Source organism: Staphylococcus sp. Mo2-1 (assembly GCF_046721385.1).
In the GTDB taxonomy this organism is placed as follows: domain Bacteria; phylum Bacillota; class Bacilli; order Staphylococcales; family Staphylococcaceae; genus Staphylococcus; species Staphylococcus equorum_A.
On sequence record NZ_JBEUUK010000001.1, the window covers coordinates 2309653 to 2323656 of the forward strand.

A 14004-nucleotide genomic window follows, 5' to 3' on the forward strand; every position below is an offset into this window, starting at 1 on the left:
TTTCAATTTATTTATCGCAGTAAATTTCCAAGTATTTTATAGACCTAACATAAATAGACCGATTGCGATAATCACTGCTACGAGTGGAACAACGACTGTCATAGCTCCAAACGCCCCGTATGCATCTTTATGTGTTTCACCCGCAATAGAACGAATCGTCGTTACGGTATATCCACCATGTGGCAATGAATCTAACGTGCCTGAAGACATCGAAATTGTCCTATGCATCGCATCAGCATTTACACCCATATCTAAATAGTGTGGTGCTAAGATAGGTAAGGCAATTGATTGTCCACCAGATGACGAACCGGTTAAACCAGCGATAACCATTACCGCAAATGCACCTGTAATTAATGGAGAACCTGGCAAGTTCGTAACATAATCAATAGCGTCATTAAAAGCTGGTGTCACTTTAGCGACGCCTCCAAAACCTACAACTGCTGACGTATTACCTAACGCAATCAATGCACCTTCAGTACCATTTCCGACTGCTTTCCAAAAATCTTTAAAATAACTTTTATTCAATAACCACGTTGCGATGATACCACTCGTTAAAGCGACTATGAGTGCGGATTGCTCTAATGCATCATGTAAGAAAAATGATACTAACAACACAATAAATAACGGAATCATACTTAAAAATGGATTAGGTAGTTTATTCCTATCTTCCATTTGATCCCCAGTTCTACTAATAAAATATTCACCTTTTCGTTTTGCTTTTTTAATCATATGCATCAACCATAGATAACCTGCAACTAACATAAACAATGCAGTGATGATACTAACAGTCCATCCTGCATATGGACTTGTATGTAAGTACGGTATCGGTATCCAGTTTTGTATTTCTGGAGACCCAGCTGAAGTCATTGTAAATGTAGTGGAACCTAAAGCTAAAGTAGCCGGAATAAATCTTCTTGGAAAATCAGATTCCTTAAATAAATTTACAGCCATCGGATAAACGGCGAATGCGACTACAAATAGACTAACCCCGCCATAAGTCAAGACACCACAGGCTAGTACAATTGCTAAAACGGCTCTTTTCATGCCTATTTTTTTAATAATCCAATGTGATACACTTTCTGCCGCACCACTGTCTTCCATGACTTTTCCAAAAATTGCTCCAGTTAAAAACATTAAATACCAAGATGTCACAAAACCAGAAAACCCATCCATATAACTTGTAACAAAATCCATTTCCTTACCTGTAGCAAGTTGAGAAAATAAAGGTAAACCATTTAAAACGCCAACAAACAACGCAGATAAAGGCGCTGCGATTAATAGATTTACGCCTCTCATTACTAGAATAGTTAAAATAACTAACCCACCAACTAATCCTATAACACCTAACATATAAGTATGTCCCCCTTTAGAACATAAACGGTTTTATTTATTTCCTTTATCTCCATACTTTCTTACACGTAATAATGCTTGTTCTGCGTGTCCCGCAAAATTCTCATAACCACATAGTCTCGCCGCATACTCACCCATAGCCGCACTTTGTTCTTCAGATGTGATACGTTGATAAGTCACTGTTTTAATAAATTTACCTACCCATAAGCCCCCTGTATAACGTGCTGCTTTTTTAGTAGGTAGTGTGTGATTCGTACCAATGACTTTATCGCCATAAGCTACGTTTGTTTCTGGACCCAGGAATAGCGCGCCATAATTTGTTAAATGATTTAAAAAGTAGTCTGGTTCTTTAGTTAATACTTCAACATGTTCAAAAGCGAGTTTATTCGCTTCTATTACAGCTTCTGCTTCATCTTTTACAATAATCACTTGCCCATAATTTTTCCAAGATTCACTTGCAATATCAGCTGTTGATAACGTTTGTAATTGTCTTTCTATCTCTTTTAAAGCTGCTTCAGCAATTGCTTCAGAAGTAGAAATAATCGCACCTGGAGATGTGGGCCCATGTTCCCCTTGACCCAGTATATCTGTAGCAATCATTTCAGGTTCTGATGTTTCATCTGCGATTACTAATGTTTCTGTAGGTCCCGCGAGTAAATCGATACCAACTCTGCCAAATAGTTGGCGTTTCGTTTCTGCCACAAAAGCATTACCTGGCCCAACAATCATGTCTACAGAATCTATCGTTTCTGTACCTATCGCCATACCACCCATGGCTTGAATACCACCGAGAATATAAATTTCATCGGCACCTGCTTTGTACATTGCGTATACAGTTGTTTCGGGAATTTTACCATCTATTGGCGGTGTACAAGCGATAACACGTTTCACCCCAGCAACTTTGGCAGTTAAAATACTCATATGCGAAGAAGCAATCATCGGGTATCTACCACCTGGAATATAACATCCTACACTATCAACCGGTATATTCTTTTGACCAAGTATGACACCAGGTGAATTTTCTGTTTCGAAGTCTTGTAAGGAAGCTTTTTGAGCTTCAGCAAATCTTTGAATGTTATTTTGCGCGAATGCGATATCATCTTTAACTTGTTGTGGAATATCATTAACAATACTTTCAATTTCTTCGTCACTTAATTTAAAACTTTCTGGACTCCAGTTATCAAATTTCACTGACAAATCGCGTAAAGCTTTATCCCCTTCAGCTTCAATCGTTTTAATCGTATCACTTACAATTTGACTAACCTTCTCATCAGATTGTTTTATTTCTTCTTGGCTTTTACCATTTTTTAGTTTGTAAGACATTTAAAAATCCCCTCTCCCAGTGCGTGCGCATGCAATTAAACACAAAAAAAGAACTTTGCATACGTATGCAAATATTTCACTTTATGTTATAGTAAGCGCTTTCAAATGTCAAATTGTTTTCGTTGTTTTTCTGAATTTAAACTTCCCTTTTAACTTCCTTTGTTCTATCTCATCTAAGTTATCTTTTAATAGGATTTCAATTGTTTCATCGATCATCTCATTCAGTGGCTGTGACCAAGTAGACAACTGATGATTGGGCCATGAAGCCATTCGTATATCATCGAATCCTATCACTTCAATTTCATTAGGTACCTCAATATTCATTTTCTTCACTGCCTCTAATACACCGAGTGCTGTAATATCATTTGCGCCAAATATACCTCGAGGTCTGTTGCCATCCTTTAGATATTTCAATGTAGCTTTATACGCTGTCTCAAAGGTGAAATCTCCCTCAACCACATCTATATCTTGTTTTTTTTCACTAAAATACTGCCTAAAGCCATATAATCTATCTCTATTTGTAGAGGTGTTATGTTGACCTGACACGTACAAGTTGTGCTTGTATCCTTGATTATAAAAATATTCGGCTACCGATCTTGTCGCAAAAATATTATCACTTGAAACTGAATTACAATTTAAAGTTTCATCATATCTATTAAATAACATGACTGGAATATTTGAGCTTTTTAACTTTTTCACCAAATCTGACGATAAAACTGCATCCGTGATAATAATTGCTTCAACATTAAACTCAATAAATTGGTTAATTTCTTCTTGTTGAATTTCTTCATTTTCTGTATATACAAATAGTACAGAATAGCCAAATTGTTTCAGCTTTTGTGTAAATAATGCTAAAACTTCATGATAGAATGGGTTCTGTTTATTTTTCATAGCTAAACCAATGAGTTTAGATTTGTTAGTGATTAAACCTCTAGCTAAAGCATTCGGTTTATAATTTAATTCATTGGCAACTTTTAACACTTTTTGTTTTGTTTCTTCTGACACACTTTTACCAGGTGTAAAAACTCTGGAAACTGTAGATTGTGATACATTCGCTTTTTTAGCTACCAATTCTGCTGAAACATTCTTCTTTTTCAACTTTACCACCTCATCTATACGTCTTCATATTTGTATGTAGCACACTATATTTTATAACTCTTTATATTACATTATAGAATAAGAATTTCAAATGTTGCACTATTTTAATAGTAAAAACACTTCCGTAAGCATCCATAACATATGAATTTACACGAAAGTGTTTTTAGATTTTTATCTTAATGTGTATAAAATTTCAATATCATTCTTTATACTTTTCTGTAACGTTTAAGTCCAATAATATTTAGTATTGTAAATATCAAAATAAATAGCAACAGTATAACAATATCGAACCAAATAAATTCAAATCCCTGTCCCTTAATCATTACATTAGTCAGCGCATCACCGGCATATCTTAACGGAAATACATAGCCAATAGCACTAACCCAATTAGCAATGCTATCTAAAGGGATAAGACCAGAGAAAAAGACTTGAGGTATAACAACTAACGGTATAAATTGAACCATTTGAAATTCTGAATTTGCAAAAGTTGAAACAAACAAACCTATAGCTAAAGCAGATAATGCAATAAGTATATTAATTAATAATACCCACCATATACTTCCTACAACCTCAACTTTCAGTAAGTATATGGAATAAAATACAATAATTAATGTTTGTAATACCGCAAACAAACCATAACCTGCTAAATAACCAAAGACAATTTCACTTCTTTTAACAGACGTTGCAAGTACACGTTCTAAAGTCCCTCTCGTACGTTCTCTTAAAAGTGCTATACCAGAAACTAAAAATACAAAGAAAAAGACAAAGAAACCAATGAGAATTGGAAATATTTTATCAAAAAATGTACTGTCAGCATCACCATAAAGATAGTGACTATCTATGCTCAATGCCTCTGTCTCTTGTCCATTGCTTTGTTTCATATTGTCCGGTATCTTTTCAACAATTTTAGTCATATCTTGCATCTTATTCTTTTGGATTGCACTCGCTAACAATTGTTTCGTTGACCCTGTAAGACTTGGATCTTCATTTTTATAAGTGACTTCTAGATTAGACCCTTTTTGTTCAATATATGCATCCAACTCTGAATCCACAATTGTATCTTTAATTGAGCTAGACGCATCATATTTTTCAATATCTACTTTATCTGAGGGCAAAGCGTTCACAATTTCATCTGGTACTGAAGCATTCATACCTATTTTTATATTTGTTTTATTATTAGTATCAAATATAAAATACATCAGTGTTAAAACCAAAATAGGTGCAAATAACATTAAAGCTAACGTTCTTTTATCTCGTAATAATTCTTTAATAACTCTGATAAAAATCGCCTTAAATCTCATTATTGCACCTCCGCTTCTGCTTTTATAAACACTTCTTCTATAGAATCAGCGTCAAATTTATCTTTTAATTCTTGAGGGGTTCCAATCGTAAATAGTTTCCCTTCAACAATTAAGCCTATACAATCACAACGTTCCGCCTCTCCCATAACATGGGTCGTAACAATCACCGATTTACCCTCATTTGCTAAACCATTCAATTGCTTCCAAACATCTTTTCTGAGTTTAGGATCAATACCAACCGTAGGCTCATCTAAAATAATAAGGTTGGGATTAGCTAACAGTGTTATAGCCAAAGAAAGTCTACGTTTCATACCACCTGAAAAATGAGAAACGACCTTTCCTAATTCAGGTTCTAAATTTACTATTTTTGTATTTTCAGCAATTGCTTCTTCTAATTTCTTACCTTTTAACCCCATCAAATTACCGAAAAACACTAAATTTTCTCGAGCTGTTAATGACTCATATAACGCATCACTTTGCCCCATATAGCCTACTTCATTCAGTACTTTACGATTTGGTATTTGTTTATTGAAAATTTGAGCCTGTCCTTCATCTAAACTTTCCATACCCATTAAACATTTTATTGTCGTAGTTTTTCCTGAACCACTAGGACCAATCAATCCTAAAATTTCTCCCTCAATTAATTCTATATTAATGCCATCTAAGACTTTCTTTTGATCATAATATTTTACTGCGTTTGTTAACTTTGCTACAAGGTCAGCCATAGAGTTCCCTCTCCCATGTATATTATTGTTTATAAAACGAGTATATACCTCTCATTTGTAAAATCAATTTAGCACTAAAAAATACTAATTCTTACAAATCCAATAAAATAAGTAATATTACACTTAGGCATAAAAATCCTCTAGTTAGGCAATTTCGTACAAATTAACAGTGAAATATTTTATATTGTAGTTGATAAATTAAAACTTTGTTTTAATTTTAAATACTTGGAAAGGGGTGTTTTATATGTCAGCAATCATAGAAGCACTAAATAATGCCATCCAAGCAGGTATCGCTCATGATTGGGTAACTATGGGTACAAGCATTGCAAGTGCATTAGCTAGCGGTGTAGACTTTGTTTTAGGTTTCTTAAAATAAAGTCATTTTCCTCACAAACAGGACCTTCTCTAAAATCACGTGTGATATTTTTAGAGAAGGTCTTAAATTTAACTTCTAAACATTTGTAATTTTTGAAAATAAAAAAATGGCTGAGACATAAGTATATGTCTCAGCCTCAAAGTAATATTTTAACTATACTTTTTCAGTTTGTGCTTGTGCTTTTTCATTGTTTGACGCATGTGTAGCACCGATTGCTTCGATTTCTTCTAGTGTGCGTCCTCTAGATTCTGGAACGAATTTTTTCACAAATAGTACGCCGAGTATACAAATAATGCCGAATATCGCAAATACGATTTGTTGAGGGAAATACACTGTCATAATTGGGAATAGTAATCCAACTAAGAAAGAACCAATCCAATTTAATGAAGATGCAACACCAGAAGCAAATCCTCTAATTGCTAACGGGAAGATTTCTCCTACGATCACCCATGTTAATGGTGCCCATGTAAATGAATAGAATGCTACATAGATACTTAAAAATACCACGATGAGTATCGGATTCGCATTTGGTAAGAACAAATGGATGATTGCCGGTAATATGAAGGATAATCCCATCACAGTACCACCTAACATAAGCAATGTTCTTCTGTTAAATTTATCCGCTATCCAAATGAAGAGTAATGATCCTAATACTAAAATTACACCTTGAATAATTGGCCACATTAAAGCTGTACTTGCTGAGCTACCAGTAGCTTGTTCAACAATTAATGGAATATAATAGAATATTGCATTTGCCCCTTGGAATTGTTGGAACGCAGCTACACCCAATCCGGCGATAACTAAATATTTATATTTGCCACTAAATAATGTTGCTAATGATTGGTTTACTTTATTCTTACTTTCTATTTGAATTGTCTTGTTTATTTCTTCAAATTCTTTATCTACATTTTGGTTATTTCTAAGGTTGCTTAAAACCATTTTAGCTTCTTTAAATTTATTATTTTTAATTAAAAATCTTGGAGACTCTGGTAATTTTAATACGCCCCAGAATAAAATGATTGCCGGAACTGCTCGCTGCTCCTAACATTAATCTCCAACCCATTTCAACAGGTAAACCTCTTAAGAAATAGTCTACGATGTATGATAACAACATCCCAGATACAATCATTGTTTGGTTCATACCAGACAATTGGCCACGGTACTTGGCAGGAGCCATTTCTGACATGTAAGCTGGTACTAATGCTGATGCGAGCACCAACTGCTAACCCCAGAATTACCCTTGATATAATTAAGAAATAACTACCATCATGTGGTGCGATACCTGACAAAACAGAACCAATTACGAAAATGATTGCAGAAATTAAAATCATTTTCCTTCTACCAAGCGTATCAGATAATTTACCTGCTAAAATACCACCAAATATTGCGCCTAGCATTACTGACGAAGTAATTAAGCCAATTATAAATCCACTATTAATATTCCAGTCTTCTCTTAAAAATGGTAACGCTCCGGTCATAACACCTATGTCATAACCAAAAAGTATCCCACCAAAAGCGCCGAAGAAATAGATAAAGCGATTCGAAACTTTACTGTTTATTTTCATCCCATTCACCCTTTTTTAAAACAAAATATGCCTTACATTACGTCATTTGATTAACGACAAATCTACTGTAATTTAATTTATTAATGTATATTCTGAATCAAACATGTTTAATAATATTTCTATTTGCGATGTATTCAATTTAAGTGACAGTACTGTGTGATGACCGCCGCCTTCTTCAATCCAACGTTTCACGCCTTGTTCTAATGATGGTTTAACATCCCATAACACTCTAGCTACTGGTAAGTTAGGTGCAGGTTCATCTAATTGTTTAGCAGTAATTTCATTCACAATAAACTTGAAGTGTGTACCAAGATCCATCATTGTGACAACTACGCCGTCGCCTGCTTTTCCATCGAATACTAATCTTGCTGGATCTTCTTTACCACCTATACCTAGGGGATTTACAACGATTTTAGGTTTCGTATCTGCTAGTGTTGGATCAACTTCCAACATATGTGCGCCTAGAATATGTGATTGATGACTTCTTAAGTCGTACGTATAATCTTCCATGAATCCTGTTGCTTCATTTTCTGCAGCAATTTTAAGTAAGCGGTCTAAAGCAGCAGTCTTCCAATCGCCTTCACCTGCAAAGCCGTAACCTTGTTCGTTAAGTCTTTGTACTGCTAAACCTGGTAATTGTTTCATGCCATGTAAATCTTCAAAGTTAGAAGTAAAAGCAGTATATCCACCGTCATCTAAAAAGCGTTTAATCGCAATTTCATATTTGATTTGTTCTTTAACAGAAGCATTAAATGCGTCTTCACTGTACTCTCTGTAATCAAAGTCATATAAATCTTCATATGATTTAAATAATTGATTTACTTCAGAATCTGTTACTTGATTCACATATTCTACTAAATCACCTATACCAAAGTAATCTACAGTCCAACCGTATTGGATTTGTGCTTCGATTTTATCTCCTTCAGTAACAGCTACATTACGCATGTTGTCACCAAATCTTGCAACTTTTAAGTTAAAGCTTTCATTATAAGCATTGGCTACAACCATCCATTCGCTTAATTGTTTTTGTACACTTTCATTTTTCCAATGTCCAAAAATGATTTCATTTTTCTTATTAAGACGGCGGTTAATATAACCGTACTCTCTATCTCCATGCGCTGATTGATGTAAATTCATATAATCCATATCAATGTTTTCCCATGAAATATCATTGTTGTATTGCGTTGCTAAATGTAACAATGGTTTTTGTAATAATTTAGTACCTCTAATCCACATTTTCGCTGGTGAAAATGTATGCATCCATGTAATCACGCCTAAAATATCATCACGATAATTCGCTTCTTTCATAATATCTGTAATAATATCTGCAGAAATTGCTAATTTCGTTTGTAATTCTATTTCAAACGGTAATTGTGCTTGCGCGTTTAATTCGTCCGTAATATTTTGTGCATTTTGTTTAACTTGTGCGAGTGCATCATCACCATAGAGTTCTTGTGATCCAATCACAAACCAGAATTTTTTTGTTGTAGCCATTTTATTTCCTCCTTAGTTTTGTCCGTAATAGGCATTAGCGCCGTGTTTTCTTTCAAAGTGTTTATCAAGTACTGCTTTAGGTAATGTTTCTGCGAATGGATTTAATTGTCTTGTGAAGATATTCATCTTACATACTTCTTCTAACACTACTGCGTTCATCACAGCTTTTTCGCAATTCCCCCCAAATAAATGGTGCATGACCATGCAATAATACTGCAGGTACTTCATGTGGGTTAATATTTTTTTCTTTAAATGTTTCAACAATGACATTGCCTGTTTCATACTCATAATCTTTATTGATTTCTTCAGTCGTTAAAAATCTAGCACACGGAATTTCGCCGTAGAATGTATCAGCATGTGTTGTTCCCATAGCTTGCACGTTTAATCCTGATTGCGCCCACGTTGTTGCCCATGGTGAATGCGTATGTACAACACTGCCAATATCACCAAATTCTTTATAAAGGACAGCATGCGTTGGCATGTCTGAAGAAGGTTTTAAATCTCCTTCAACCACTTCACAATCTAAATTACAAACCACCATATCTTCTGGTTTCATGACATCGTAATCTACGCCACTCGGCTTGATAACAAATAATTGTGATTCTGCATCAAAGGCACTCACGTTACCCCATGTATATTTAATCAATCCTCGGTTTGGCAACTCTAAATTTGCTTTATAAACTTCAGCTTTTAACGCTTCTAACATGTTATTTGCCTCCTAAATACTTAGCTATCGATTGTTCTATAGGTAAACCTTTTTTAACTTTTTCTACATAGTTATTAAAGTTAATCACTTCTTGTTCTGCTTGGCTCCACTGTTACTTCTTCTGTGTTTAAAAATACAACTTCATTTAAAAATGTAGCTAAAGGTTGTTGAGATTCTTGTGCGCTATAGTAAGCTAAAACACTGACACCCCAAGCGCCACCTTCACTTGCCGTATCCATTACGGTAATTTTATTTTCAAGTGCTGATGATAATACTTGCTGTGCGACACCTTTCGTTTTAAAAATACCGCCATGTGCTATTAATTTATCTATGTTAATCGATTCATTATTTTTCAATAAATCCATTCCAATTTTCAAAGTACTGAATGCACTATATAAATGCATTTTCATAAAATTAGCTAAATTGAAATTATAGTTTGGTTCACGTACAAATAATGGATAACCTGTCTCTACGTCTGTTATGTTTTCGCCTGAAACATAGTTGTATGAAAGTAAGCCACCAATGTTGTCATCACTTTCCAATGAACGCTCGAATATTTGTCCGTACAACTCATCTGATGAAAAATCAACACCCATGACACTTAATACTTCGCCAAATATGTTCATCCAATCATTAATATCAGAAGTACAGTTATTGGTGTGAATCATTGCTACTTCACTACCATCGGGCGTTGTTACTACATCAATTTCCGGGTACATACCTTTTAATGCATCAGATAATACAACCATTGCAAACGCACTAGTACCGGCTGATATATTACCTGTATTCTGCGCTACTGTATTCGTTGCTACCATACCAGTACCAAGCATCACCTTCTGGAGGGCACATCACGCTACCAGCTTCAAGATTTCCTGAAGGATCTAATAATGTTGCACCATCACTTGTAAGACGACCACCATTTTCACCTGCCAATTTAATTTCAGGTAATATAGTTTCTACTGACTTTGCAAATCCTTTACTTTCAAATAAGTCATTAGCTGTATTTAATAAATCTGATCTATACGTTTTGTTGTTAACATCTATTGGGAACATGCCTGAAGCCTCGCCAATACCGACAACCTTTTCACCAGTTAAGTACCAATGTACATATCCAGCTAACGTTGTTAAATATTCAATTTGATTCACATGGGCTTCTTTATCTAATATGGCTTGATATACATGCGCAATACTCCAACGTTCTGGAATATTAAATTGAAACGCTTCGCTAAGTAACGTAGCTGCCTTTGCTGTATTACCATTTCTCCAAGTTCTAAATGGTACAAGTAAATCTTCATTATGATCAAACGCTAGATAACCATGCATCATACCGCTGATACCAATCGACTTCACTTGTTTTAATGTTAAATTATGTTTTTCTTTCATTTCTGTTGTCATTGCATTATAACTTTTCTGTAAACCGACCCAGATATCATTAATTGAATATGTCCAATATCCATCTACGAATTGGTTTTCCCATTCAAAATGTCCAGATGCTACTGTATTCAAATGCTGATCAATTGCTACGGTTTTAATTCTTGTAGAACCAAGTTCAATACCAATCGATATATCTTCACTACTTAATGCTTTCTTCAAACCATCCATTTCCAACACTCCTATTGAAACCGTTTTCAAGTATACTTTATAATATTTGTCCGTACATGTCAACATTTATTATTTTATGTCCGTACATGTTTCTAGGAATAAAAAGACTCAAACCAATAGCGTGATTGATTTGAGCCTGTTTTTATATTTTTTTACAGAATTACGTTCGATAATATATGTATCGATAAGTTGTGACGTTTGGTTTTTTTCTGTATCTATCGCGTTAATCATCCATTCTGCTGCTTTTCTACCAAGTAATTCTTGGGGATGTGACGTTGTAGTCAAATCCATCTCACTCAATTTACTTAGTACTGAGTTATCTTCGCCAACCACAGATAAATCGTTTGGTATCTGCACGTTTCGCTGTTTCAATCTTTGGATAATCTCGTAAGCAATTTCATCGTTATAACAAACTAAGCCAGTGATATTAATCTTTTTATCACAAACATGCTGAACAATTTGTTCGATGACTTGTGGCTTACTTTCGGTATCGAATGTATAAATATGTTCACCTTTAAAAAGAATATGATTACTTTCAAAAGCATTAAAATAACCCTTCATTCTTAATTTACCTTGGTTATCGTCTATTTTTGTGATTAAAGCAATATTTTCATGTCCTTGATCTATTAAATATTTTGTTGCTAAATAGCCAGATTTCACATCATCGATTGCGATATAAGGTAAATTCAACTCATCATACTTAGCATTAATCATTAAAATCGGAATATCTCGCTGTTTGAATAATGAATAATAGGACAAGTTCGGGTTATAGACATTACTCTTAGTAGGTTCTATAATAAGTCCCGTCACACCTTGATTCAGCATCATCTCTAAACATTTACGTTCTTCCTCATGATTATTATTCGTACTTGCTAATATTAAAGAATAGCCATGTTTTTTTAATACATTCTCAATGCCTCGAATAATACTCGGGAAAATATAATCCGATAAGTAAGTCACGATTACGCCTATTTTTTTAGTTTCATTGTTCTGATTTGTATTTAAGTAATTGTAACTCACATATGATCCAGAACCTTTTTTCTTTTTAATGTATCCTTCTTTGACTAATAAATCCATTGCTTGTCTGATTGTATAGCGACTTAAATTATATCTATCCTGAAATTGCTTTTCTGTAGGTAAGAGCATTCCAACTTGATAGCTTTTGTTAATTATTTTTTCTTTAATTTCGTCCGCTACAATTTGATATTTTGGCTTATTCATAATCGAAAATCTCCTAGTCTCACCAATTTGTCTTAATACCGCATATTATAGCATACGTCATATTTATTCAATGAATCAAATTTTAAGAAAAATTGAATTTCAACGCTAAATTCATCATATAATCTTAAGCATTTACATACTTATTTAAACGTCGTATTTTATACTACATTCTCTCTTTAAAAACTACTGTAACACCATTGAAACCTCACTCACTAAAATCTTTTGACTTATGAATTAACTGTTGTTATATTAAAATTAAGAAGGAGATATGCGTGAACATACCTCCCTCACAGACCCGTTAAAAAGACGGTGGCTTTTGGTTAAAATAACCTTAACTTGTCCAAAGTTGGAAGGTTATTTTTTTGGCTATTACAAACTAATATGAGTCCAATGATTGTTAACACAACCATTAAGATTTCATAATCAGTCATTTATCCCCTTTTTATGAGTAAAAATAAAATAGTGTTTTAAAGGCTCTGGTCCCTCTACAAAACCCTCCATGTGAGAATTAAAATATATAATAAAATCTTTTGACTTATGAATTAACCGTTGTTATATTAAAATTAAGAAGGAGATATGCGCTAACATACCTCCTTCACAGACCCGTTAAAATACGGTGGCTTTTTAGTTGAAAACAACGTTCCAACACTTATTAGCCTAAAGTTGGAACGTTATTTTTTTTGGCTATTACAAACTAATATGAGTCCAATGATTGTTAATATAACCATTAAGATTTCATAATCAGTCATCTTCTATCCTTTCTAGGAGGAGAGACCAAAATCATAGGCATCACCCCATTTTTTATGAGATTAGCCACCTTTATTCCAACTTGTCTGTAAAAATATTTTACTACATGAACTGCTTCACTCCTATCTTTTCTTCACTTTTTGAAAAATTTAGCTATCCCTATATGAATTATTCTAACGAAGTCTTAAAACGTCTCTATGTAAGCTTTTAAAAATATAATAAAATGTTTTGACTTATGAATTAACCGTTGTTATATTAAAATTAAGAAGGAGATATGCGCTAACATACCTCCCTCACAGACCCGTTAAAAAGACGGTCGCTAGACAAAGTGAAAACAACGTCCCAACATTTATCTGCCTAAAGTTGGAACGTTATTTTTTTTGGTTATTACAAACTAATATGAGTCCAATGATTGTTAACACAACCATTATGATTTCATAATCAGTCATATTCTATTCTTTCTTGGAGTAGAGACCAAAACCATAGGTATCACCCC

The 14004-nt window shown here is 34.0% G+C and carries 8 protein-coding genes and 3 pseudogenes; 1 reads left to right on the forward strand and 10 read right to left on the reverse strand.

The features are described 5' to 3' along the window. Nucleotides 1-36: 36 nt before the first annotated feature. The 5 genes from ABLV95_RS11705 to ABLV95_RS11725 all read right to left on the reverse strand — a co-directional run bounded on the left by ABLV95_RS11705 (nt 37) and on the right by ABLV95_RS11725 (nt 5797). On the reverse strand, nt 37-1350 hold the full coding sequence (locus ABLV95_RS11705; RefSeq protein WP_427705943.1) for a GntP family permease: 1314 nt from the start codon (nt 1348-1350) through the stop codon (nt 37-39). Between the two features lie 33 nt (nt 1351-1383). Beyond that, nucleotides 1384-2673, reverse strand: coding sequence for a histidinol dehydrogenase (gene hisD / locus ABLV95_RS11710; protein ID WP_427705941.1), 1290 nt, complete (start codon nt 2671-2673; stop codon nt 1384-1386). Between the two features lie 108 nt (nt 2674-2781). Continuing rightward, complete coding sequence (locus tag ABLV95_RS11715; protein WP_460875770.1) at nt 2782-3780, reverse strand: LacI family DNA-binding transcriptional regulator; 999 nt, start codon at nt 3778-3780, stop codon at nt 2782-2784. Between the two features lie 197 nt (nt 3781-3977). After that, nucleotides 3978-5072: an ABC transporter permease gene (locus tag ABLV95_RS11720; protein ID WP_427705936.1), complete on the reverse strand. Its 1095-nt coding sequence runs from the start codon at nt 5070-5072 to the stop codon at nt 3978-3980. Continuing rightward, nucleotides 5072-5797, reverse strand: a complete 726-nt coding sequence (locus tag ABLV95_RS11725) for an ABC transporter ATP-binding protein (RefSeq protein ID WP_427705934.1) — start codon at nt 5795-5797, stop codon at nt 5072-5074. Before ABLV95_RS11725 ends, ABLV95_RS11720 begins: the two co-directional genes overlap by 1 nt. Before the next feature lie 244 nt (nt 5798-6041). On the opposite strand from ABLV95_RS11725, the gene ABLV95_RS11730 reads away from it, so the two are divergent. Beyond that, the gene (locus tag ABLV95_RS11730; RefSeq protein WP_002506432.1) at nt 6042-6173 is read left to right on the forward strand and encodes a beta-class phenol-soluble modulin; all 132 of its coding nucleotides are present in this window, start codon (nt 6042-6044) and stop codon (nt 6171-6173) included. Nucleotides 6174-6326: 153 nt separating this feature from the next. On the opposite strand, the pseudogene ABLV95_RS11735 reads toward ABLV95_RS11730, so the two are convergent. The 5 genes and pseudogenes from ABLV95_RS11735 to ABLV95_RS11755 form a co-directional block, all read right to left on the reverse strand. Further along, nucleotides 6327-7738, reverse strand: a pseudogene (locus ABLV95_RS11735) (sugar porter family MFS transporter). Nucleotides 7739-7810: 72 nt separating this feature from the next. Continuing rightward, a complete protein-coding gene (araA, locus tag ABLV95_RS11740; RefSeq protein WP_427705932.1) occupies nt 7811-9232 on the reverse strand; it encodes an L-arabinose isomerase in 1422 nt (473 codons plus the stop codon). A 12-nt stretch (nt 9233-9244) separates the two neighbouring features. Then, nucleotides 9245-9938: pseudogene (locus ABLV95_RS11745) on the reverse strand (L-ribulose-5-phosphate 4-epimerase). Nucleotide 9939: 1 nt separating this feature from the next. Then, nucleotides 9940-11540 (reverse strand): annotated as a pseudogene (locus ABLV95_RS11750) (xylulokinase). Nucleotides 11541-11648: 108 nt separating this feature from the next. Then, on the reverse strand, nt 11649-12761 hold the full coding sequence (locus tag ABLV95_RS11755; protein WP_460872141.1) for a GntR family transcriptional regulator: 1113 nt from the start codon (nt 12759-12761) through the stop codon (nt 11649-11651). Between the last annotated feature and the right edge of the window lie 1243 nt (nt 12762-14004).